Origin of the sequence: Rhodoferax sp. WC2427 (genome assembly GCF_040822085.1) — a bacterium.
In the GTDB taxonomy this organism is placed as follows: Bacteria; Pseudomonadota; Gammaproteobacteria; order Burkholderiales; family Burkholderiaceae_C; genus Rhodoferax_B.
Genome location: NZ_CP162006.1, coordinates 2,876,630 through 2,898,789, shown reverse-complemented (window position 1 = coordinate 2,898,789; position 22,160 = coordinate 2,876,630). Strand labels below are relative to the sequence as shown.

22 protein-coding genes are annotated in these 22,160 nt (G+C 66.9%); 9 read left to right on the top strand and 13 right to left on the bottom strand.

Annotated elements, in window-relative coordinates; genetic code table 11:
• Window positions 1-34: 34 nt before the first annotated feature.
• Window positions 35-1,162 (bottom strand): enoyl-CoA hydratase/isomerase family protein, encoded by a 1,128-nt coding sequence (locus tag AB3G31_RS13725; protein ID WP_367846639.1) that lies wholly within the window; start codon window positions 1,160-1,162, stop codon window positions 35-37.
• Window positions 1,163-1,307: 145 nt separating this feature from the next.
• Here AB3G31_RS13725 and AB3G31_RS13720 point away from each other — a divergent pair, with 145 nt between their 5' ends.
• Both AB3G31_RS13720 and AB3G31_RS13715 read left to right on the top strand, forming a co-directional pair.
• On the top strand, window positions 1,308-2,309 hold the full coding sequence (locus tag AB3G31_RS13720; RefSeq protein WP_367846638.1) for a glycosyltransferase family 2 protein: 1,002 nt from the start codon (window positions 1,308-1,310) through the stop codon (window positions 2,307-2,309).
• The gene (locus AB3G31_RS13715) at window positions 2,306-3,121 is read left to right on the top strand and encodes a ChbG/HpnK family deacetylase (RefSeq protein ID WP_367846637.1); all 816 of its coding nucleotides are present in this window, start codon (window positions 2,306-2,308) and stop codon (window positions 3,119-3,121) included. Before AB3G31_RS13720 ends, AB3G31_RS13715 begins: the two co-directional genes overlap by 4 nt.
• Before the next feature lie 65 nt (window positions 3,122-3,186).
• On the opposite strand, the gene AB3G31_RS13710 is transcribed toward AB3G31_RS13715, so the two are convergent.
• A complete protein-coding gene (locus AB3G31_RS13710; RefSeq protein ID WP_367846636.1) occupies window positions 3,187-4,671 on the bottom strand; it encodes an ArnT family glycosyltransferase in 1,485 nt (494 codons plus the stop codon).
• Between the two features lie 8 nt (window positions 4,672-4,679).
• On the bottom strand, window positions 4,680-5,354 hold the full coding sequence (locus tag AB3G31_RS13705; RefSeq protein ID WP_367846635.1) for a DUF1345 domain-containing protein: 675 nt from the start codon (window positions 5,352-5,354) through the stop codon (window positions 4,680-4,682).
• A gap of 146 nt (window positions 5,355-5,500) precedes the next feature.
• Here AB3G31_RS13705 and AB3G31_RS13700 point away from each other — a divergent pair, with 146 nt between their 5' ends.
• Window positions 5,501-8,020, top strand: a complete 2,520-nt coding sequence (locus AB3G31_RS13700) for a hypothetical protein (RefSeq protein WP_367846634.1) — start codon at window positions 5,501-5,503, stop codon at window positions 8,018-8,020.
• Between the two features lie 45 nt (window positions 8,021-8,065).
• Here AB3G31_RS13700 and mobA read toward each other — a convergent pair whose 3' ends face one another.
• From mobA to selD, 3 genes are read right to left on the bottom strand one after another with little or no spacing between them, the layout of a single operon-like run.
• The gene (mobA, locus tag AB3G31_RS13695) at window positions 8,066-8,662 is read right to left on the bottom strand and encodes a molybdenum cofactor guanylyltransferase MobA (protein WP_367846633.1); all 597 of its coding nucleotides are present in this window, start codon (window positions 8,660-8,662) and stop codon (window positions 8,066-8,068) included.
• A complete protein-coding gene (gene moaA, locus AB3G31_RS13690) occupies window positions 8,655-9,764 on the bottom strand; it encodes a GTP 3',8-cyclase MoaA (RefSeq protein WP_367846632.1) in 1,110 nt (369 codons plus the stop codon). Before moaA ends, mobA begins: the two co-directional genes overlap by 8 nt.
• A gap of 4 nt (window positions 9,765-9,768) precedes the next feature.
• On the bottom strand, window positions 9,769-10,824 hold the full coding sequence (gene selD / locus AB3G31_RS13685; RefSeq protein ID WP_367846631.1) for a selenide, water dikinase SelD: 1,056 nt from the start codon (window positions 10,822-10,824) through the stop codon (window positions 9,769-9,771).
• A gap of 33 nt (window positions 10,825-10,857) precedes the next feature.
• Here selD and mnmH point away from each other — a divergent pair, with 33 nt between their 5' ends.
• The gene (mnmH, locus tag AB3G31_RS13680) at window positions 10,858-11,904 is read left to right on the top strand and encodes a tRNA 2-selenouridine(34) synthase MnmH (RefSeq protein ID WP_367846630.1); all 1,047 of its coding nucleotides are present in this window, start codon (window positions 10,858-10,860) and stop codon (window positions 11,902-11,904) included.
• 282 nt (window positions 11,905-12,186) lie between these two features.
• A complete protein-coding gene (locus AB3G31_RS13675) occupies window positions 12,187-12,675 on the top strand; it encodes an OmpA family protein (protein WP_367846629.1) in 489 nt (162 codons plus the stop codon).
• Window positions 12,676-12,755: 80 nt separating this feature from the next.
• Here the strand turns inward: AB3G31_RS13675 and AB3G31_RS13670 are convergent, their stop codons facing one another.
• The 3 genes from AB3G31_RS13670 to AB3G31_RS13660 all read right to left on the bottom strand — a co-directional run bounded on the left by AB3G31_RS13670 (window position 12,756) and on the right by AB3G31_RS13660 (window position 16,399).
• Window positions 12,756-13,253, bottom strand: coding sequence for a hypothetical protein (locus tag AB3G31_RS13670; protein ID WP_367846628.1), 498 nt, complete (start codon window positions 13,251-13,253; stop codon window positions 12,756-12,758).
• Window positions 13,250-13,795, bottom strand: coding sequence for a hypothetical protein (locus AB3G31_RS13665; protein ID WP_367846627.1), 546 nt, complete (start codon window positions 13,793-13,795; stop codon window positions 13,250-13,252). Before AB3G31_RS13665 ends, AB3G31_RS13670 begins: the two co-directional genes overlap by 4 nt.
• 153 nt (window positions 13,796-13,948) lie before the next feature.
• Window positions 13,949-16,399, bottom strand: a complete 2,451-nt coding sequence (locus AB3G31_RS13660; protein WP_367846626.1) for a sodium-translocating pyrophosphatase — start codon at window positions 16,397-16,399, stop codon at window positions 13,949-13,951.
• A gap of 273 nt (window positions 16,400-16,672) precedes the next feature.
• On the opposite strand from AB3G31_RS13660, the gene ppa reads away from it, so the two are divergent.
• Together ppa and AB3G31_RS13650 are read left to right on the top strand one after the other, a co-directional pair.
• Window positions 16,673-17,209, top strand: a complete 537-nt coding sequence (gene ppa, locus AB3G31_RS13655) for an inorganic diphosphatase (protein WP_348006026.1) — start codon at window positions 16,673-16,675, stop codon at window positions 17,207-17,209.
• A gap of 128 nt (window positions 17,210-17,337) precedes the next feature.
• Entirely contained in the window at window positions 17,338-17,697 is a 360-nt protein-coding gene (locus AB3G31_RS13650) for a translation initiation factor Sui1 (RefSeq protein ID WP_367846625.1), read from the top strand.
• On the opposite strand, the gene AB3G31_RS13645 is transcribed toward AB3G31_RS13650, so the two are convergent.
• The gene (locus AB3G31_RS13645; RefSeq protein ID WP_367846624.1) at window positions 17,678-18,664 is read right to left on the bottom strand and encodes a Gfo/Idh/MocA family protein; all 987 of its coding nucleotides are present in this window, start codon (window positions 18,662-18,664) and stop codon (window positions 17,678-17,680) included. The two genes, AB3G31_RS13650 and AB3G31_RS13645, sit on opposite strands and share 20 nt — an antisense overlap.
• Window positions 18,665-18,687: 23 nt before the next feature.
• On the opposite strand from AB3G31_RS13645, the gene AB3G31_RS13640 reads away from it, so the two are divergent.
• The gene (locus AB3G31_RS13640; protein ID WP_367846623.1) at window positions 18,688-18,903 is read left to right on the top strand and encodes a DUF3820 family protein; all 216 of its coding nucleotides are present in this window, start codon (window positions 18,688-18,690) and stop codon (window positions 18,901-18,903) included.
• On the opposite strand, the gene AB3G31_RS13635 is transcribed toward AB3G31_RS13640, so the two are convergent.
• The gene (locus tag AB3G31_RS13635; RefSeq protein WP_367846622.1) at window positions 18,893-19,891 is read right to left on the bottom strand and encodes an LLM class flavin-dependent oxidoreductase; all 999 of its coding nucleotides are present in this window, start codon (window positions 19,889-19,891) and stop codon (window positions 18,893-18,895) included. The genes AB3G31_RS13640 and AB3G31_RS13635 overlap by 11 nt on opposite strands.
• A 163-nt stretch (window positions 19,892-20,054) precedes the next feature.
• On the opposite strand from AB3G31_RS13635, the gene AB3G31_RS13630 reads away from it, so the two are divergent.
• A complete protein-coding gene (locus AB3G31_RS13630; RefSeq protein ID WP_367846621.1) occupies window positions 20,055-21,017 on the top strand; it encodes a Bug family tripartite tricarboxylate transporter substrate binding protein in 963 nt (320 codons plus the stop codon).
• A gap of 99 nt (window positions 21,018-21,116) precedes the next feature.
• Here AB3G31_RS13630 and AB3G31_RS13625 read toward each other — a convergent pair whose 3' ends face one another.
• Both AB3G31_RS13625 and AB3G31_RS13620 read right to left on the bottom strand, forming a co-directional pair.
• A complete protein-coding gene (locus AB3G31_RS13625; RefSeq protein WP_367846620.1) occupies window positions 21,117-21,707 on the bottom strand; it encodes a hypothetical protein in 591 nt (196 codons plus the stop codon).
• 39 nt (window positions 21,708-21,746) lie between these two features.
• On the bottom strand, window positions 21,747-22,160 hold the full coding sequence (locus tag AB3G31_RS13620) for an RNA-binding S4 domain-containing protein (protein ID WP_367846619.1): 414 nt from the start codon (window positions 22,158-22,160) through the stop codon (window positions 21,747-21,749).

Sequence of the window (22,160 nt, the reverse complement as noted above, 5' to 3'; positions counted from 1 at the left end):
CTGCAGCAACTGTTTGCACGGTGCGTCACAGTGCTTACACCAAACTGGCAAGCGGATGCGCTCCGGCATGTCGGGGCTCGAAATGCGCTTGCAGCCAGGCGGGTGTCACTTCGGCCAGCCGGGCGGGCGACCAGCGTGGCTTGCGGTCTTTGTCCACCAGCAAGGCGCGCACACCCTCACCAAAGTTGGGATGGGCGCAGCAGCCTAGCGACACCGTGTACTCCAGCCGAAACACGTCTGCCAGCGACAGGTGCAGGCAGCGTTGCCACAGAGCATGCGCCAACGCCGCACTGGTAGGGCAGCCCTGGGCGTAGGTGGCCGCCGCGTTGGCCAACCAGGAGTCGTCGGTCTGCAGGGCACGCAGCCGGGTGTCGATGTCTTGCAGATCTTCGCCGGCCATCAACTGCTGGATCTGGTCGAAATGCGCACGCACGGGTGATGTCGGCACAGCGGCTGCGGCTTGCTGCCCCAGCAGCCGGGACAGGCTGGCGCGGTTGTGCGGCGCATCCCGCGTCCACGGCCCCCCGGCCATGGCCTGCAGCACGGCGGCTTTGTCGGCGTGTGGCAGTGCGTGGTCTGCCAGCCCGCAAAACAAGGCGTCGGCGGCGTTCAGCGGCGCGCCCGTCAAAGCCAGAAACAGGCCAACCCGCCCCGGCATGCGCCGCAGAAACCAGCTACCGCCCACGTCGGGGTACAGGCCGATACCGATCTCGGGCATGGCCAGGCGGCTGCCGGGCGTGACCACGCGGTGCGACGCACCCGCCATCAGGCCCAGGCCGCCGCCCATCACGATGCCGTGGCCCCAGCACAGCAGGGGCTTGGGGTAGGTATGGATGGCGTAGTCCAGCGCGTACTGGCTGCTGAAAAAGCTTTGCACGGCGGCATTGGGCTGGCGGTGGTTGTCGCCGCCAATTTCCTGGTAGATCTGGCGTATGTCGCCGCCCGCGCAAAAGGCCTTGTCGCCACTGGCCTGCAGCAGTACCCCGGCTACCCCGGGGTCGACCGCCCAGCGCGCCAGCTGCGTGGCCAGCGTCTCCACCATGGCCGGGGACAGGGCGTTCAGCGCCGCCGGGGCGTTCAGGGTGGCGACACCCCAGTGCAGGCCGCTGTGGGTGGGCAAGGTGTCGAGAAGTACGGCCGGAGCGGGGGTCAATGCGTTCAAAGGGTTACTACTTATTTAATAGCTGCCAGCGCAGATAGGGAGAGCGCTGGGGGCATTTTATTTATATGAAGAATACCGGCGCAATGGTGCGTGTGGAGCCCCTACACTTGGGGCGGTAGAACCGACTCTTTGGATAATAGTGTGTATGAATAACCCTTCTGCCCTAGCACCGGCCACCGCACCCCGGCGCCCCGCGCGTCCCCGCCTCAGCGTGGTGGTCCCTGCTTACAACGAAGCCTCCAATTTACCTGCCCTGATGGCGGTGCTGACACCGGTCTTGCGGGATCTGACCGACCAATGGGAGGTTCTGGTGGTGGACGACGGCAGCCGCGATGCCACCCCGGTGGCCATGTTGTCCTGGCTGGTGGAGCCCGGTGTGCGCTACCTGCGGCTGAGCCGCAACTTCGGCAAAGAATGCGCGCTCACGGCGGGCATCGAACATGCCCAGGGCGATGTCGTGGTGTGCATGGATGCCGACCTGCAGCATCCGGTGGAGATGATCGCCCCCATGCTGGCGCGCTGGCGCGATGGGGTGGACATGGTGTGCGCCACGCGCGCCACCCGGGTGGATGAAACCCTGGCCAAACGCCTGGGAACCTGGCTGTTTTACCGGCTGGTCAACACCAACCGCATGGTGCAGATCCCGGTGGACGCGGGCGATTTCCGGCTGATGGACCGTCGCGTGGTGGACGCCCTCAAATCCTTGCCCGAGCGCAACCGCTTCATGAAAGGCCTGTTTGCCTGGGTGGGCTTTCGTACCGAAATCCTGCCCTACACACCGCACGAGCGGGCTTCGGGCAAGAGCAGCTTCTCGATCCGCGGATTGGCGCGGCTGGCGTTTACCGGGGTGACCTCGTTCACCAACTTTCCGCTGCGGCTGTGGAGCGCGCTGGGCACCTTGATCGCCTTCGGGGCCATGCTGTTCGGGCTGTGGATCGTGTTCGAGCATTTCTTTGAAGCCCAGCCCGTGCCCGGTTGGGCCACGCTGGCCACCAGCATGCTGTTTTTCAGCGGCGTGCAGTTGCTGTCCATCGGCATTCTGGGCGAATACGTGGGGCGCATCTTTGACGAGGTCAAACAGCGGCCCATCTACATCGTGGCCGACCAGCGGGGGCGCAGCGCGTTCGCAGCCACGGAGGCCGAGTGACGCGGACCCTGGCCGTCTGCACCGACGACTTCGGCCTCACCCTGGGCATCTCGCAGGCCATAGGCGAACTGGCCCAGGCCGGGCGCATCACCGCCGTCTCGTGCATGCCCCAGGCCCCGGCCTGGCGCGCCTCGCTACCGCTGCTGGCCGGGTTGCCCGCCCTGGTACAGCGCGGGCTGCATTTCAATTTGACCGAAGGCGCACCGCTGAGCGCCGAGTTGCGCCGCATCTGGCCGCAGTTTTTGGCTTTGCCGCGCCTGATCCTGGCCGCGCACCTGGGGCAGTTGCCCCGGGCCGCGCTGGCCGCCGAGTGGGCCGCGCAGTGGCAGGCGTTTGCCGACGCCAGCGGGGCCGCGCCCCAGTTTGTGGACGGCCACCAGCATGTGCACCACCTGCCCGGCGTGCGGGACGAGGTGTTGGAGGCCATCAGCACCTTGCCAAGCGTTCCGGCGGTGCGCAATACGGGGCGCCTCACCGGACCCGGCTTTGGCCTGAAGCGCTGGCTGATCGAGGGCACGGGCGGCTGGGCCCTGCAGCGGGCGCTGCGCCAGCGCGGCATCCGCCACAACCCCAGTTTGACCGGGGCCTACGACTTCATCGATCCCGACTACGGCGGCCAGATGCGCGGCTGGCTGGCGGCCCTGCCTGCGGCGGGCGGCCTGCTGTTTTGCCACCCCGGCTACGCCGAGCAGGTGCCTACCGTGGTCGACCCGATTGCCCCGGCGCGGGTGCGGGAGCGGGCCTACCTGGCCAGCGACGCCTTCCTGCACGACCTGCAGGCCGCCGACGTGGTGCTGGGCAGTGTGTGGTGATTGCTATTTATTCAGTAGCTTCTCACGCTTATTCCATAAGCGCTGGAGCCTGATTTTCTATAAATTTACGGGCAGTCGGTTCCGGCGGCCACTTGCAGCAGTTGTGCATTGGCGCCTACGAACACCGGGCTGACCGTGCCCATGGCGGCGGGCGGCTGGTAGTCCTTGTCGGCCACCAGCCAGGTGCGGCCGGGGCCGCAGCGCAGGTCTTTGGCGCGGTCGGGCGTCCACAGTATTTTGGCTGCGGCCACCGGGTCGAAGCGGGCCGCGTCGGCAAACTCCTTGCGCCAGTTGTCGCGCTGCGGAATGGTGGGGTCATTCCAGTCGCTGAGCACGATGGCGGGGGTTTTCAGCTGGGCATAAAAGGGTACGTCATAGAACGCGCTATCGATGAACACCACCCGGTCACCCGGCTGCTGCAGCGCGGCTAGGCGTTCGGCCACGTCGCGGTGCGAGCCGGGGGCTTTCCAGGCCAGGCCTGCCACGATCGCCAGACAGGCCAGCGCGCTGGCAGGCAGCACCCAGCGCCAGGCCCGGCCCCGCGCCACCGCCATGCCCAGCAGCGCACACCAGGGCGCCAGGGCTGGCAGGATGTAACCCACCAGCTTGCTGCTGGGCAGGCTGAAGAAGCCCAGCACCGCAACACCCCACCAGACCCACAGGCCCGTCAGGCCGGGCAGGGTGCTGGCACCGGCTTCGGGTACGGTGGCCACCGGGCGGCGCAGCCACAGCGCCCAGGGCAGGGTCAGCGCGGGCAGCACGGCAATGTAGAACCAGAAAGGGTGCACATTGTTGAAGCCGGTCTGGGCAAAGCGGCGGAAATGCTGCTCGATAAAAAAGTAGTCGTTGAACTCGGCAAACTCGCGCTGCATCAGCACAAACCACGGCCCGGCCACCACCACAAACACCAGCAGCCCCAGCGGGTGCAGCATCTGCAGAATCTGCCGCCAGCGCCCCTGTGCCAGCAGCCAGGGGCCCAGGACCAGCATGGGCAGCACAATGCCGATCAAGCCCTTGGCCAGCACCGCCAGCGCGCAGGCCAGCCAGGCGGCCAGCAGCCAGCGCAGGTCTACCCGGCGGGGCGACTCCACCGCACGCACAAAGCACAGCACCGTGGCTGTCAGGACCCCGGCCACCAGCATGTCCAGGTTGGCGTACTGGCTGCCTACAAAGAAAAACGGGCAGGTGGCCAGCACCCCCAGCGTGATGGTGGCGGGCCGTGGCCCGACCCAGCGGCGCAGCGCCAGAAACAGCGCCGCGCCCATCAGCCAGGCCCCCACAAACGCACCAAACCGGGCGGCAAAGGCGTTCACGCCCAGCAGCTGCATGGCGGCCATGTCCAGCCAGTACATCAGCGGCGGCTTGTGGAAGAAGGGCAGGCCGTTGAGCGTGGGCACCAGGCCGAAGCCAAAGCCATTGCCCTGCAGCATTTCACGGGCGACGTTGCCGTAGCGGCCCTCGTCGGGCAGCAGCAGCGGGCGCGCGCCCAGGGTGGCCAGCAGCCATACCGCCAGCAGCGCCAGCACCCGGCGGGGCGAGGTCAGAAACATGGAGAAGGTCACAAAAGTCCGGAAGCGATATTGATGGTCAGCGCCACCAGGGTGGTGTTGAAAAAGAAGGCCAGCACGCAGTGCAGCACCCCGGTGCGGCGCATGGCCGACGTGGTTAGGCTGACATCGGCCGTCTGGCCTGAGGTGCCGATGATGAAGGCGAAATAAACGAAGTCGCCGTAGTCGGGCTGCTCGGTGCCGGGAAACAGCAGGCCATCGGGCTGTTTTTTCGCCCGGTTGGAGTAAAAGTCGTGGGCGTAGTGCAGCGCAAACATCACATGGGTGAAGCCCCAGGAGGTAGCGATGGTCAGCACGGCCAATGCAATGTGGGCGTAGCGCGGCGTGCCCTGCATGTCTTTCACCACCGCCAGCTCGGCCAGGATGGCGCCCAGCGTGGCCAGTGCGGCCACCACCACCATGGCCAGCACGGTGCGCCGCCCTTCGTCCTGGTCCTGGGCGCGCATGCGCATCTGGTCGTGGTCGGCCAGCACCATCATGTGCACTGCCAGGGCCAGGTACAGGCAGGCAAATACATTCCAGCCGATCACCAGCCGGGTGACGGTCAGCAGCCCGGGCATGCCCGACAACAGCAGCACGGCCAGCAGGCCCACCAGCCCCGCGGCAAACAGGCGGGGCCGCAGGTGGATATGGCGAAACAGGAAAAAGCGGGGCGGGCGTTGCATCGGCGCGATTCTAGCGAGGCGCATCTGGCACCAGCGGGGCTTTTCGGGGCCCTTGCAGGGCCGGGCATGCCGATGGCTGCGCTACCATCCTGGCACCTCTTTTCACTTTAACCAGGCGGCACCCCAGGATGGACAGTCTCAACCCCGTGAAATCCTCCGACAGGGCTCCGCCATCGCGCCGCGCGGATGCCCGGCCGCGTGCCGTGGGCATCCGCTGGTCGGTTGGGCTATGGGCCCTGGCGTTAGCTGCCGCGGGGGTGTTTCTGGTGCTGCACTACCCGGTGGCGCCCTGGGCGGCCAGCCTGCTGTTTGTGGCCTGCTGCGTGGCCTTTTTTGTCTGGCCCGACAGCTGGCTGGTGGCCGTGCCGCTGGCGCTGCCGCTGATCGGCTTTGCGCCCTGGACCGGCTGGATCACCTTTGAAGAACTGGACCTGCTGGTGCTGGCCGCGGCGGCGGGCGGCTATGCACGGCTGGCCTGGCCCTCGGCCAACACCCCGGCGGTGGCCCGCCAGCCCCGCAGTTCGGCAGGCGCGTGGCTGATGCTGCTGCTGTTTGCGGTCTCCACGCTGGTGGCGATGGCGCGCGGCTTTGCCGATGCGGGCGGGTTCAGTTTTGGCTGGTTCCAGGGCTACCACGAGCCCATGAACAGCCTGCGCCTGGCCAAAAGCTTTTTTCTGGCCCTGCTGGTGATGCCCTTGTGGCGGGCAGCCGTGGTGCGCCGCGGCGCGCAGGCCCCGACCTGGTTGGCCACGGGCCTGATGCTGGGGCTGGCGGGCGCGTGTATGGCCACGGTGTGGGAGCGCATGGCCTTTGTGGGCCTGTTCAATTTTTCTACCGACTACCGCACCACCGGCCTGTTCTGGGAAATGCACGTGGGCGGTGCGGCACTGGACGGGTTTTTGGCCCTGCTGATGCCGTTTGTGCTGCGCGAGCTGTTTGTGGCCCACTCGCACCGGCGCTGGGCCGCCGTGGTGGCCTGCCTGGGTTTAGGGGGCTACGCCTGCCTGACCACGTTTTCCCGCGGGGTGTACCTGGCGGTGCCGGTTGGCCTGGCGGTGACGGTGGCGCTGTGCCTGCTGAGTGCGCGCCGCCAGCTGCGCCGGGGCGGCCCCATGGCCTCGGCAGTGGCTGCGCCCCAGCTCCACCTGGGGCCGGGCGCGGTGCTGGTCCTGCTGTTCGGTGCGGCGATTCTGTGGACGTTTCCCTCCAGCGGCTACCGCGGCCTGCTGGCCTTGCTCGGGGCCGCGGCCGTGGCCCTGCCGCTGGCGGGCGTGCTGCGGCGCTTCCAGCTGGCGGACTGGATGGTCGGCCTGGTGGCCGGGGTGCTGCTCAGCGTGGCGTTGTGGGCCGGGGCGATGCAGGGCTCCAAAGGCTCCTACCTCGGCTACGGGGCCTGTCTGCTGTTGAGCCTGGGCCTGTTGTTTGCCAGCCGCACCACCGCCGTGCCCGCAACGGGCAAGCGGGTCCGCGTGGGCCTTGCGGCGCAGCTGGCCCTGGCCGGTTTCATGGCCGTGCTGGTGGGTGCCGGCCTGGTGGCCGAGCACTGGGGCTATGCACGCGCCGGTGACGCCATCCTGCCGGTGCTGGGCGGCTTCTTGCTGCTGACCCTGGCCGCCGGTGCCTCGCCCAAAGCCGTGTGGCCCACCAGCTTGCGCTGGCATGCCACCACCTGGGCGGGCATGGCCATGGTGGGCGGCATCCTCAGCATCTTTGGCGGCGGCGCCTACATGAGCGAACGTTTTTCCACCAGCAGCAGCGACATGGACACCCGCGTAGCCCACTGGACGCAAGGCTGGAACATGCTCACCGCCCCCTGGGACCCGGTGCTGGGCAAGGGCATGGGCCGCTACCCCGCCAGCTACTACCTGACGGGCACCTCCTCGGAGCACCCTGGCGATTACCGTCTCAAAAGCCAGGACGGCAATACCTACCTGGTGCTGGGCGGCGGCAAGCAGGCCTACATGGGCTGGGGCGAAATGCTGCGCGTGTCGCAGCGCATCCGCGCCCCGCAGGGCCCGGTGGCGGTGGCCCTGCGGGTGCGCACCGCCAAAGAGCTGGGCCTGCACCTGGAGGTCTGCGAGAAGCAGCTGCTCTACAACGGCGACTGCTTTCTGGCGGGCACCGGTGTCAAACCCATGCCGGGCGTGTGGCAAGACCTGCGCATCCCGCTGGCCGGCAACCAGCTGGCCGGCGGCGACTGGTACGCGCCGCGTATGGTGGCTTTCTCGATTGCCACCGACACCCCGCTGGCGCTGTTCGACGTGGACGACATCCAGCTGCTCGGCCCGGATGGCCGCCAGCTGCTGGACAACGGCGACTTCTCCGAGGACCTGCGCCGCTGGTTCTTCTCCAGCGACCGCAACCACTTGCCCTGGCACATCAAGAACGTCTTCATGAACGTGCTGTTTGACCAGGGCAGCGTGGGTCTGCTGCTGTTCTCGGCCATGCTGCTGGCCGCCCTGTGGCGGGTGACGGTGGGCACCGCCAAAGACCACCCGCTGGCCCCCGGCATCGGCGGTGGCCTGGTGGGCTTTGTGCTGGTCGGCCTGTTCGACAGCCTGGTGGATGTGCCACGGCTGGCGTTTGTGTTTTACGTGGTACTGCTGCTGGGGTTGACGCTGCGGCAGGCGACGGCTGCGCGGGTGGGGTCGTCTGGGCGGCGCTAGGGGTTGCTATATTTTAAATAGCTACTTACGCCCATTCCATAAGCGTTAGAAACCTATTTGATGCTGAATATCTGCCAATTCGTCCAAGGTGTTCGCATTGGCAAATGCAGCCGCCTCGCCAAACGCCACGCGCACGCACTGGTGCTGCGTCATCCACTGGCCGACCTTGCGGCCACCCGTGGCCAGGAACTGTGCCAGGCTGCCTTGCAGACCGGTGCGCAGCAGGCAGAACACGGGCTGCAGGCGCTGCACGCCGGTGGCGTCGGGTGCGGTGGCGACCACGATGTCGGCCTTCACTGCGGCCAGGCGCTCCACCAGGTCCAGTGGAAACAGCGGCGCGTCGCAGGGTACGGTGGCCAGGTACGGAGTCGTGCAGTGGGTCAGTCCGGCCAGCATGCCGGCCAGCGGCCCGGCGAATTCGGCGTCGGCATCCGGCCAGATGGGCACGCCGAAGGCGGTGTAATCGGCCAGGTGGCGGTTGGCGTTGAGCATCAGCGGGCCCACCTGGGGCCGTAGCCGGTTCAGCGCGTGCAGGGCCAGCGGCTGGCCGTGGAAATCCTGCAAGCCCTTGTCCACGCCGCCCATGCGGGTGCCCCGGCCTCCGGCCAAAACCAGGCCGGTGATGGCGTGGATGTCAACCACCGATGTAGCTCATCTCCACCCGCTTGGCACCGGTGCCGGTCTCAAAGGGCAAGGCGGCGCGCAGGGCGGAATAGCGGTCGCTGCGGCCTTGCCAGATGTGCTGGAGGGCGCCGGCCAGTTGGTCTTCGCTTGCGTCGCCACGCAGCAGGCTGCGCAGGTCGTGGCCCTGGGTGGCGAACAGGCACAGGTAGAGCTTGCCGTCGGTGGACAACCGGGCACGGCTGCAGTCGGCGCAGAAGGCCTGGGTCACGCTGCTGATCAGGCCGATCTCGCCGCTGCCATCGGCGTAGGCCCAGCGCTGGGCGGTTTCACCCGGTGCGGCGGGGGCGAGAGGGCGCAGCGCCCATTCGGTTTGCAGGGTCTGCAGTACCTCGCGGGAGGGGACGACCTGGTCCATGCGCCAGCCGTTGGTGGCGCCCACGTCCATGTATTCGATGAAGCGCAGGGTGTTGCCGCTGCCCTTGAAGTGCCGGGCCATGGGCAGGATTTCATGGTCGTTGGTGCCGCGCTGCACCACCATGTTGACCTTGATGTGGGCCAGCCCGGCGCGGTGGGCGGCGTCCAGCCCGTCGAGCACGTCGCGCACCGGAAAGTCCACATCGTTCATCTGGCGAAAGATGCGGTCGTCCAGCCCGTCCAGGCTGACGGTCAGGCGCTGCAGGCCAGCGTCTTTCAGGGCCTGGGCCTTGCGGGCCAGCAGGGCACCGTTGGTGGTGAGCGTGAGGTCCAGCGGCTGGCCGTCGGGGGTGCGCAGGGCGGCCAGTTGGGCCACCAGCACCTCGATGTTCTTGCGCAGCAGCGGCTCGCCCCCGGTGAGGCGGATCTTGCGCACGCCCTGGGCTACGGCGACGCGGGCCACGCGGGTGATTTCTTCGAAGCTGAGCAGCGCGCTGTGCGGCAGGTAGGGGTAGTCTTTGTCGAACACCGCCTTGGGCATGCAGTAGCTGCAGCGGAAGTTGCAGCGGTCGGTGACGCTGATGCGCAAGTCGTGCAGCGGGCGGTGCAGGGTGTCCAACAGCGGGCCATCCACCGGCGTGGCGGAGCGCAGCGCCTGCGTGGCGTGATTGCGCTGGTCCAGCAAGGGGATGACGCGGTGGACCATGGCTTTAGAACGACAGTGCCACGGGCTGGCCGGGGGCCGGGGTGTGCATGCGGCCGATCTGCGCGGCCTGGGCAAACCCGGCCTCGGCAAAGGCCGCCAGCACAGCGGGGGCTGCGTCGGGGCTGCAGCTCACCAGCAGGCCGCCGCTGGTTTGCGGGTCGGTGACCAGGGCCTTGAGCCAGTCGTCGCCGCGCCACTGCACCTGGCCGCCGTAGCCGTCCCAGTTGCGGGCCGAGGCGCCGGTGGCAATGCCTTGCTGGGCGAAGGCCACGGCGCTGGCAATCAGGGGGAGGGTGTTGGCATCCACCTGGGCCGACAGGCCGGAGCCCCGGCACATCTCCAGCAGGTGCCCGGCCAGGCCGAAGCCGGTCACATCGGTCATGGCGTGCAGGCCATCGATCTGCGCCAATGCGATGCCGACCTTGTTGAGCTGGGTGGTGTGGTGCAGCATCTCGGCGTAGCCGTCGGCACCCAGCATGCCTTTTTTCAGGGCCGCCGACAAAATACCCACGCCCAGCGGTTTGCCCAGCACCAGCACGTCGCCCGCCCGGGCGTCGGCGTTGCGGCGCACCTTGTCGGGGTGCACCAGGCCCAGGCCGACCAGGCCGTAAATGGGTTCCAGCACGTCGATGGAATGGCCGCCTGCGATGGGGATGCCCGCCTCGCGGCACACGGCCGCGCCCCCGGCCAGCACCTGGCCAATCACTTCGGGCGGCAGCTTGGCAATCGGCATGCCCACCAGCGCCAGCGCCAGGATGGGTGTGCCGCCCATGGCGTAGATGTCGCTGAGCGCATTGGTGGCGGCGATGCGGCCAAAGTCATAGGCATCGTCGACGATGGGGGTGAAAAAGTCGGTGGTGGCCACCAGCGCCTGGGTGGCGTTGAGGCGGTACACGGCGGCGTCGTCGCTGGTCTCGGTGCCCACCAGCAGCTCGGGCGGCACCAGGCCCTGGGGTGCACGTGCCAAAATCTCGGCCAACAAGCCGGGCGCAATCTTGCACCCGCAGCCGCCACCGTGCGAAAACTGGGTCAATGCAATGGGTTCTGAAGTCTGGGTCATAAGTGGTTCGATTGTGCCAGCCGAGGTTTTTCCGTGAGAGCCCCTACTACGGTCAAGGACCGGCACGCCTTCCACACGCTGATCGACGCGCGCTCGCCCGCCGAGTACGCCATCGACCACATCCCCGGGGCCATCAACTGCCCGGTGCTGGACGACGCGCAGCGCGTGATCGTGGGCACGCTGTACAAGCAGCAGGGCGCTTTCGAGGCCCGCCGGGTGGGCGGCGCCATGGTGGCGGAAAACCTGGCCAAGCACCTGCGCGAGCAATTTGCCGACAAGCCCGCCAAGTGGACCCCGCTGGTGTACTGCTGGCGTGGCGGCATGCGCAGTGGCTCCATGGTGACCTGGATGCGCATGGTGGGCTGGGACGCCCAGCAACTGCAAGGCGGCTACAAGTCCTGGCGGCGCTTCGTGATCGACGCGCTGGAAGCCCAGTGCCCCACGCTGCCTTTGCGGGTGCTGGTGGGTGCCACCGGCAGCGCCAAGACCAGCGTGCTGCACTCCCTGGCCGCCCAGGGCCACCAGGTGCTGGACCTGGAAGGGCTGGCGGTGCACAAGGGCTCCATCCTGGGTGCGGTGCCGGGCCAGGCCCAGCCCTCGCAAACCGCGTTTGAAACCGGCCTGGCCCATGTGCTGGAAAAGCTCGACCCGAACCGCCCGCTGTTTGTCGAGGGCGAAAGCCGCAAGATTGGCCGCCTGACCCTGCCCACGCCGCTGGTGCTGCGCCTGCGCGCCAGCCCCTGCATCGAAATCAGCGCCACGCCCCAGGCCCGGCTGGACTACCTGCTGCGCGACTACGCCTATCTGGGCGATGCGCCCCAGGCCCTGGCCGACAAGCTGGGTTTGCTCAAGGATCTGCACGGTCGGCAGGTGATCGAGCGCTGGCAGGCCTGGGCGCTGGCGGGGAACCTGCAGGCACTGTTTGCCGAGCTGATGGCCCTGCACTACGACCCGCATTACTCGCGTTCGCAGAGCAATAATTTCAGCGCCTGGGCAACCCGCCAAACCCTGGAGACGGACGACTTGACGCAGGTCGGGGTGGACGCGCTGGCGCACAGGGTGGCCGCACTGGATTTTTGACAGACCGCATCGCATCCCCACCCCACAAACCGGCCACGGCCTGGTGGTGGGGATGGATTCACCTCCCCATCCATGGCGTATTCTCAAAAAGAATAGCTGCTCATGCCGATGGAATAAGCACCGAGTGCACTTTTTGTTACTATTTTTGGGCGGTGCCCATTGTGCCGACCCCTGGTAAACCCGGCTGACCAGCCCTCTACAATCGGCCCCGACATCTTGTCCGCATCGCCCCCGCCTGGGTCCTGCGCCCTGTCCCCCTTCTATTTTCTGGAGTACCCCCAAATGTTTTCTTCTGACGACGACACCAGCCACGGCGTAGTGCTGGCTATTTTGTTTGGCGTGTTGGCGGCCATCCTCGGCCTGGTGATCGGGCTGGGCATCTACAAGACCCGCATGCCCAAAGCGGTTGCCCCTGCGGCGGTGGAAATGGTCGAAGCCGACGGTGCCAGCGTCAAGGTGGTAGACGGTGTCGTCAAGTTCTACTTCGCCACCGCCAAGGCCGACATCGCCGCCGGTGCCAACGAGGCCCTGGCCGAAGTGGTCAAGCTGGCCGCCGATGGCAAGTCGGTGCGCGTCAGCGGATTCCACGATGCCACCGGCGACATGGCCAAGAACCAGGAACTGGCCAAGCAGCGTGCCATCGCCGTGCGCGACACCCTGACCGCCCTGGGCGTGGCTGCCGACAAGATCGAACTGGTCAAGCCCGAAGCCATGACCGGCTCTGGCAGCAACGCCGAAGCCCGCCGCGTCGAAGTCGTGATCGTGCAATAAACCGCACCGCGTTGATAAAAAAACCGCAGCGCCTGCGAGGGCGATGCGGTTTTTTTATGGGCGTGTGCCAAGGGCAGCGGTTACTGCAAGGCCCCCCAGCGCGGTACGGCCGGTTCGGCGGCGGCCCACTTCCAGCCGTTGAGCTGCAGGCAGATGCTGGTGGTGTACCACTGGGCGGAGGGCTGGTCGGGCGGGGCATCGTCCACGGCCACCGAGAACGCCACGTCACGGCATTGGGCCAGCGGCGTGTCGAGGATGCGGGTGACCTGCAGCTCACCGTGTTCGTTGCCGTAGGGAATGCTGCGCTGCATGCGCCAGTCGCGCCGCGCGCCTACCGGCAGATTGCCTGCGATGGCGGCGATCAGGTCCTGCTCTTCGGCGTGCAACGTGCGCGTGGCGTGCTTGATACCCGCATCGGTGGCGGCCTTGACGCTCACGCTGACAGCAATGCCCACCGCCGGGTTGGACGTGGCCGCCCCCGAGGTGATGCCCGCCACCGCACCCGCCAGCCCGCCCACCGAACTGCACCCGGCCACGGCCAGCGAGGCCACCAGGCACACCCAGCGCACGGCCCTCACTGCAAGGCCCCCCAGCGCCCGGTGGCGGGCTCGGCCGAGGCCCATTGCCAGGTCTGGCCGTTGCGGCAAATGGTGGCCACGTAAAACGAGCGGGGGAATTCGGAGATGTCGGTCATCTCCACCGAGAAGACGATTTCGCGGCAGTCCAGGCCCTTGCTTCCTGCACCCCCTGCACCTCCGATGACACGGCTGACGGTGACTTCACCCTGTTCATCCACCTCCAGCGGAATTTTGTGCACCATCTTCCAGCGCGCCACTTCGCCTACTTTTAGCGCTCCGGCAATCTGGGCAATGTGGTCTTGTTCGTCCTGGTGGGCATTGCGCTCGGCCATTTGCAGCCCGGCCTGGGCCACGGCCTGCACACCGATGCCGATGCCGGTGGCCACGGCGGCGTTTTTCGTCACGGTGCTGGCCAGCGCCGCGCCGCCAATACCGGCCGTCACCCCGGTGCCTTCGCGCAGAAAAGAACCGCAACCGGTGAGCGCCAGGGTGGCGGCGCAGAGCAGGGCGGTGGGGATCCTTTGGGAGGAAAGTGTATGCATACCTGAATTGCCTATAAAAACAAGTGCCTGCGCTTATAGGATAAGCACAGGCAGCTATTAAGTTTATAGCGATTCAGCGGGATTTCTGCCGGTCTTACATCCCCTCACAAAAAAGCCCGGCGGGGCCGGGCTGGGTGGGTGGGGAAGGGCCAGTTACTGCACGGTGACCTCGACCCGCCGCGCTTCGGCAGGGGGGCCGTCGGCCTGGGTTTGTGCGGGCTTTTGCAGTTCGATCTTGTCTTCGGCCACACCCAGGGCGGTCAGGGCATCGCGCACGGCCAGGGCGCGCTGCTTGGCCAGCTCTGCGTTCTTGGCCGGGTCGCCCGAGGCGTCGTGGTAGCCGCTGACCAGGGCTTTCTTGCCCTCGGCCACCGCCTTGATCACGTCGGCCAGCGCGGCGGCAGCGCCCTCGGCCACATCGGCCTTGCCGGTGGCAAAGTAGAACTTCACCACGCCAGCCACCACCGCGATGGACGCGCTGTCGCTCATCGCCGCCACCGGGGCCACGGCGTGCATGGCGGGCGCGGCCAACGCCGCTGTCGCGGGTGCGCCGCCGCCGTGGATCTGCATCACCAGCGGCACGATCAGCAGGGCCACGATGTTGATGATCTTGATCAGCGGGTTGACGGCCGGGCCTGCGGTGTCCTTGTACGGGTCGCCCACGGTGTCGCCGGTCACGGCGGCCTTGTGCGTCTCGCTGCCCTTGCCGCCGTGGTGGCCGTCTTCGATGTACTTTTTGGCGTTGTCCCAGGCACCGCCGCCGGTGCACATGCTGATGGCCACAAACAGGCCGGTGACGATGGTGCCCATCAGCAGCCCGCCCAGCGCCGCCGGGCCCAGCAGCAGGCCCACCACAATCGGCACCACCACGGGCAGCAGGCTGGGCACCATCATTTCCTTGATGGCCGCCGTGGTCAGCATGTCCACCGCCTTGCCGTACTCGGGCTTGGCCGTGCCCTCCATGATGCCGGGGATGTCGCGGAACTGGCGGCGCACTTCCACCACCACGCTGCCTGCCGCGCGGCCCACGGCCTCCATGGCCATGGCGCCAAACAGGTAGGGAATCAGGCCGCCGATGAACAGGCCGATGATGACCATGGGGTTGCTCAAATCAAAGCTCACCACGTGGCCGTAGGCTTCCAGCTTGTGGGTGTAGTCGGCAAACAGCACCAGCGCGGCCAGGCCCGCCGAGCCGATGGCGTAGCCCTTGGTGACGGCCTTGGTGGTGTTGCCCACGGCATCCAGCGGATCGGTCACGTCGCGCACGCTCTTGGGCATTTCGGCCATTTCGGCGATGCCGCCCGCGTTGTCGGTGATGGGGCCGTAGGCGTCCAGCGCCACCACAATGCCCGCCATGCTGAGCATGGAGGTGGCCGCAATCGCAATGCCGTACAGGCCCGCCAGGTGGAAGGCCACCCAAATGGCGATGCACACAAAGATCACCGGCCAGGCGGTGGAGCGCATGGACACACCCAACCCGGCAATGATGTTGGTACCGTGCCCGGTGGTCGATGCCTGGGCGATGTGCTGCACCGGGGCGTACTGCGTGCCGGTGTAGTACTCGGTGATCCACACCAGCGCGGCGGTCAGCACCAGGCCCACGGCGCAGGCGCCATAGAGCTTCATGGCCGCGCCGGTCCCGCCCAGCGCGTTGTCGGGCACCAGGGCTTGGGTCACGAAGTAGAAGGCGATCAGCGACAGCACGCCCGCGACCGCCAACCCCTTGTACAGGGCAGGCATCACGTTTTTCATGCCGGGCGAGGCCACTACAAAAAAGCAGCCAATGATGCTGGCCACGATGGACACGGCACCCAGCGCCAGCGGGTACACCACCGTGGCTGCACCGCCACCCGAGGCCAGCAGCGCGCCCAGCACCATGGTGGCGATCAGGGTGACCGCGTAGGTCTCAAACAGGTCGGCAGCCATACCGGCGCAGTCGCCCACGTTGTCGCCCACGTTGTCGGCGATCACCGCCGGGTTGCGCGGGTCGTCCTCGGGGATGCCGGCCTCTACCTTGCCCACCAGGTCGGCACCCACGTCGGCGCCCTTGGTGAAAATGCCGCCACCGAGACGCGCAAAGATGGAGATCAGCGACGAGCCAAAGGCAAAGCCGATCAGCGGGTTCAGCCGCGCTGCGGTGGGGGCGCCATCGGGCACCAGAAACCAGTAAAAGCCGGTCACGCCCAGCAGGCCCAGCCCCACTACCAGCATGCCGGTGATGGCCCCGCCGCGAAACGCCACCGTGAGCGCCGGGCCAATGCCTTTGGTAGCGGCCTGGGCGGTGCGCACGTTGGCCCGCACCGACACGTTCATGCCGATGAAGCCGCAGGCCCCCGACAGCACCGCGCCCACCACGAAGCCGATGGCCGACAGAGAGTCAAGGAACAGCCCGATCAGCACCGCCAGCACCACGCCGACGATGGTGATTGTGCGGTACTGCCGGGCCAGGTAGGCCGCTGCGCCGGTCTGGATGGCGGCGGCAATTTCTTGCATCCGCGCATTGCCTGCGTCTTGGGAAAGTATCCAGCTGCGGGCCCAAAAGCCGTAAGCCACCGCGATGAAGCCACAAATAAGCGCCAGTATGAGCGCCGTGTTACCAGCCATAGGATGGGTCTCCAGAGTCGTTGTCGCGAGGTGGGGACGCAACGCTAGCGAGGCCCCCGCTGCGTTGCTTCCTCGTAACCCCGGCACAGCTGGGAGACGATTGGCCAACGTGGGCAATATACGGTGCAAAGCTACACAAAGTCACACGGCTAGGGGTATGTCCTAGGCAGGTTCGGTGGGCGCTTGGCGTGTCAGGGTCATGCCAGCGGGCTAAGGCAAAATAAGCCACTGTGTAAAAAACCGATTAATCCACTCCAAACGAAGAAGACAACCATGTCCCTGAACCTCGTCCCTCCCGGTAAAAACGCCCCCGATGCTTTTAACGTCGTCATCGAAATCCCGATGAACGCCGACCCGATCAAGTACGAGGTGGACAAAGAGTCCGGCGCGATTTTTGTGGACCGTTTCATGACCACGGCCATGCACTACCCCACCAACTACGGCTACGTGCCCCAGACCCTGAGCGGCGACGGCGACCCGGTGGACGTGCTGGTGATCACCCCCTACCCCCTGTTCCCCGGCGTGGTGGTGACTTGCCGCCCCATCGGCATCCTGATGATGGAAGACGAAGCCGGCGTGGACGGCAAGGTGCTGGCCGTGCCCACCGACAAGATCCTGCCCATCTACACCCACTGGCAAAAAATCGAAGACGTGAACCAGATGCGCCTCAAGGCCATCAGCCACTTCTTCGAACACTACAAAGACCTGGAAAAAGGCAAGTGGGTCAAGGTGATCGGCTGGGAAGGCATTGATGCCGCCAAGAAGGAAATCACCGACGGTATGGCCAACTACAAGAAGTCCCTCGCTTGAAATAGTGCCCACCCCCAGGCTGCAGCGCTGCGCGTAGTCTGAACCTGAAACACTGTGATCCTTAAGCAAAATATGCACCTAGCGCCCATTCCATAGGCGCTAGGTGCTATTTTTTTGATAGTAATTGTATGAAAAGCAAACCCAGCGGCGGCGGCCTGGTCTATTCCACCGAAGCAGGCCGCATGTGCCCGGTCTGCCGCCAGCCCATTGCCCAGTGCACCTGCGGCCAAAAGCCCGCGCCCAAAACCGACGGCATCGTCCGCGTGTCCCGCGAAACCAAGGGCCGGGCGGGCAAGGGCGTGACCCTGGTCAAGGGCGTGCCGCTGGACGCCACCGCCTTGACGGCCCTGGGCAAGCAGCTCAAGGCCGCCTGCGGTAGCGGCGGCACGGTGAAAGACGGCGTGATCGAAGTGCAGGGTGACCACGTTGACACCGTGATCGGGCTGCTACAGAAGCAGGGCTACACCGTCAAGCGCGCCGGAGGCTGATCTGCTCCATCACCCACGTCGCCCGCTGCGCCGTGTGCCCCGTGGACGGGTGGGTGCCTAGCCCGTCCATGTGCTTTTGCATGTTCTCGATGTGGAAGAACTGGATGTTTTCGGGGTGGGCAATCTCGTGGCTTTGCGTGCCCTGTGCGTTGCGCAGTTGTACCGGCTGCTCGCCGAAGACCGAGAAGCGGATCTCGCCCGTGCTGCCGTGGATGACCACCTCGTCCAGCGCCTGCGCCGCGCCGAAGTTCCAGTAGCCCGAGCCCGTCGCCCCGCTGGCGAACTGCCACACGCCGGTGACGGCATCGGCGGCGGCGTACAGGCTTTGCTGGTTGCTGGCGATGCCCTGGGCGCTGGTGATGTCGCCCAGCAGGTGCAGCAGCAAATCCAGGCCGTGGCTGGCCAGGTCTTCAAAGTAGCCACCGGGGGCGAAGGCGGGGTCGGTGCGCCAATTCGGCGCGTGGGCCTTGTCGGCGGCGTTGGGCATGCGGGCAAACGACCAGTGGACGTGGCGCACAGCGCCAATCTCGCCAGCCGCCAACCAGTCTTTCACCTGTGCAAAGCGCGGCAGGGAGCGGCGGTAGTACGACACAAACAGCGGCAGCCCGGCGGCCTCGAAGGCGGCGGTCATTTCCAGGCATGCGCGGTGGCTGGGGGCCATGGGCTTTTCCACGCAGCAGACCTTGCCCGCGGCGGCGACCTTGAGTGCGTAGAAATGGTGGCTGTCGGGCGGGGTGGCGATGTAGACGGCGTTGACCTCGGGGTCGTTGATCAGCGCGTCGGCATCGCTATACCAGCGGGGTACGCCGTGGCGCTCGGCATACGACTGGGCCAGCGCGGCGTTGCGGCGCATCACGGCGACCAGGCGGGAACCGGCCACCTTGTTGAAGGCCGGGCCGCTTTTGCGCTCGGTAACCTGGCCGCAGCCAATGATGCCCCAGGCGAGCGGGGTGGGGGGGTGGTGCATGGGGCCAGTGTAAAGTGCCCGCCATGGACTCCGACCAACTGCAACGCCTCGTCACTGTGACCATGCCCCTCGGCAAACACCAGGGCACGGTGATTGCCGATCTACCCGGCAACTACCTCAACTGGTTCGCCCGCGAAGGCTTCCCCAAAACCGATGTCGGCCGTCTGCTGGCGCTGATGCACGAGATCGACCACAACGGGCTGTCGGACCTGTTGAAGCCGTTAAGGCCTAAGCGCTAACCGCTTCTTCCCGCACTTCGGCGGCAATCTCGTACGAGCGCATCCGGGCGGTGTGGTCGAAGATTTGCGAGGTCAGCATCAGCTCATCGGCGCCGGTTTTGTCGATGAAGGCCTGTAGCGCCCGGCGCACGGTGTCGGGCGAGCCCACGGCACAGCAGGACAGGGCGCTGTCGATCATGGCCCGGTCGCCGGGGTGCAGGCGCTCGGCAAAGCCGTCCACTGGCGGTTGCAGCAGCGACGGGCGGCCGCTGCGCAGGTTCACAAAAGCCTGCTGCAGCGAACTGAACAGGAAGCGCCCGGCCTCGTCGGTATCCGCCGCAAACACGTTGAAGCCCAGCATCACATAGGGTTTGGCGAGCTGCTTGGACGGCTTGAAACGGGCGCGGTAAATGGCAATCGCGTTCATCAGGTCGCCGGGCGCAAAGTGCGAGGCAAACGCGTAGGGCAGGCCCAGTTCGGCGGCCAGTTGCGCGCCAAAGGTGCTCGACCCCAGGATCCACAGCGGCACCTCCAGACCCGCACCCGGCACGGCGCGCAGGGTCTGGCCGGGTTCTACCGGCGCAAAGTAGTGTTGCAGCTCGACCACGTCGTTCGGAAACTGCTGGGCATCGGTCTGCAGGTCGCGGCGCAGAGCGCGTGCGGTCGCCTGGTCGGAGCCAGGCGCACGGCCCAGGCCCAGGTCGATCCGGCCGGGAAACAGCGACTCCAGCGTGCCGAACTGCTCGGCAATCACCAGCGGCGAATGATTCGGCAGCATCACGCCCCCGGCCCCGACGCGGATGGTGCGGGTGCCTGCCGCCACATGGCCCATCACCACCGCAGTGGCGGCGCTGGCAATGCCACGCATGCCGTGGTGCTCGGCCAGCCAGTAGCGCTGGTAGCCCAGGGCTTCGGCGTGCTGCGCCAGCTGCAAGGTATTGCGGAACGAGTCGGCAGCGGTGCCGCCTTCGACGATGGGGGCCAGGTCGAGTACAGAAAAAGGGATCATGGGTATCTTAGGGTTAAAAAGCAGGGCTCGTGCTGATTCAGCTTGCAAACCATGCTATGGAAAGGAGAGTAATGGACCAACGTGCAGGTCCAGCGGCATGCTTCCTACATGGGGACGCTTGGGCCGACGACAATCGCTGTTTTTTGCGATCAGGATGCCGACTATGCAACGACGCCACCTGGGCCTGCTGGCCCTGGCCAATGCCCTCACCGCCAGCCCGGTTTTCGCCCAGGCCACCTGGCCAACTAAGCCGGTGCACATCGTCGTGGGCTTTGCGGGTGGCTCCTCACCCGACATTTCGGCCCGCGCGCTGGCCGATGCCCTGGCCAAAACCCTGGGCCAGCCGGTCATCGTGGACAACAAACCCGGGGCCTCGGGCAACATCGCCGCGGACGCGGTGGCCAAGGCCACCGACGACCACACGCTGGGGGTCGTCATCAACGGCAACCTGACCTCGGCCAAGATGCTGTACCCGCAGCTGCCGTTCGACCCGGCCCACGATTTCAGCTACCTGTCGCTGCTGACCACCGCGCCGCTGGTGCTGCTGGCCCCAGCCCACCTGCCGGGCGGCAAAGCCTTTTTCGACGCGGCGCGCCAAGGCGGCAACCGCTGGAACTACGGCTCGCCCGGCACCGGCACCCTGGCGCACCTGGGCATGGAGTGGCTGGTGTCCCAACTGCCCGGCATGGCCCCGGTCCACATCCCGTTCCAGGGCAATCCGCAAGTGGTCACCGGGCTGCTGGGCGGGCAGATCCAAATGGCGCTGGTGCCGCCGGGCCTGGCCATGCCGCACGTGGCATCCGGCAAGCTGCGGGCCATCGGACTGGCCGGCAGCCGCAGCGCCCTGGTGCCCGACGTGCCCGCGCTGGCCGAGGCCGGGGTGCGCGGGGTGAACCTGGAGGTGTGGACGGCGCTGGTCGGCCCGGCCCGCCTGTCCCACGCGGCGCAGGCCCGGCTGGGCACCGAGATCGCCCGCATCTACCGCGACCCCGAAGTGCGCAGCAAGCTGTTCCACCAGGGCTGGCAGGCGGTGGGCAGTGCGCCCGAAGGGTTGAAGAGCCGGGTGCAGGAAGAAATGGGCCGGATGCGCGGGCTGATTGCGGCGCGGGGGATCCGGCTGGAATAGGCCGTTTGCTCTATTTTTGATAGCTGCTTGTGCTGATTGGACGGGCGTGGGCGGCCTGTTTTTAATGCAAACCCCATGGGCCGCTGGCGGGCCGCTTTTTCACGCCCCCGCAGGCAAGTGGATGGCCATGGCGGGCTTGCCGTTGCCCACCTCGCCCATCTGCAGCTCCACCTGGGCGGTGCCGCGGGGCACGAGGAACTCCACCACGCCGTCGGTCGAGCTGTTGCCCGCCACCACCTTGTTGAGGTTGCTCACCGGGGCCTGCAGCACGCCGTTGACGCGCAGGCGAAACGACGCGTCCCAGAAGTTGGCCTCGTACTGGTCGTCGCTGGTCATGCGTACGGTGAATTGCAGCGACAGCGTGTCGGGCGTGGGGTGGCCCACGCGGGCGGCCAGCAGCTGGTACGACAGCTTGCCGTAGCTGAAGGTGGTCTGGGCGGGCAGCCCGATGCCGCCTGGTGCCGAGACGGACGCAGGGGCTGCCGTGGGGGCCGGTGCCGGGGACGGGGACGGGGACGATGGTGGGGGCTGCGTGGAAGAAGGCGGGCTGGTGGAGGCCTTGGCACCGATCCAGCCGGTCTGGTGCAGGGTAGACACCAGCGCGGTGACGGCGGCAATCACCGCCGACACTGCGGTGAGCACACCGGGCAAGGTGTTCCACCAGCTTTTGGATTTGGGGTCTTCGTCCATTTAAAAAATTATGGCGTAAGACGGACCGCCCCGGGTGGATTAATCGTCTACCGACGCGCTCCAGCGGTCACCCCAGCCCTGGCCTGCCTGGTCCAGATCCCTGCGCTGGCGCTTGGTGGGGCGGCCATGGTCCAGGCTGTGGGCGGGTTCGGGGGCCAGGCGGCGCTGTTCGGCGGCGGCGGTGCGGGCCTGCAGGCTGTCGGCGGTTTCGGCGTACAGGGCCTGGGCTACCGGGGCCGGACCCCGGGCCTGGCTGATGCCCACCACTTCGATGGTGCGCACCACCGGTCCCTGGCGCAGGGTGATCAGGTCGCCGGGCTTGACCTCGCGTGCGGGCTTCACGTCCTGCCCGCCGATCTGTACCCGGCCCTTGTTGACCTCTTCGGTGGCCAGGCTGCGGGTTTTGTAGAAGCGCGCGGCCCACAGCCACTTATCAATGCGAAGTTTGTCCAT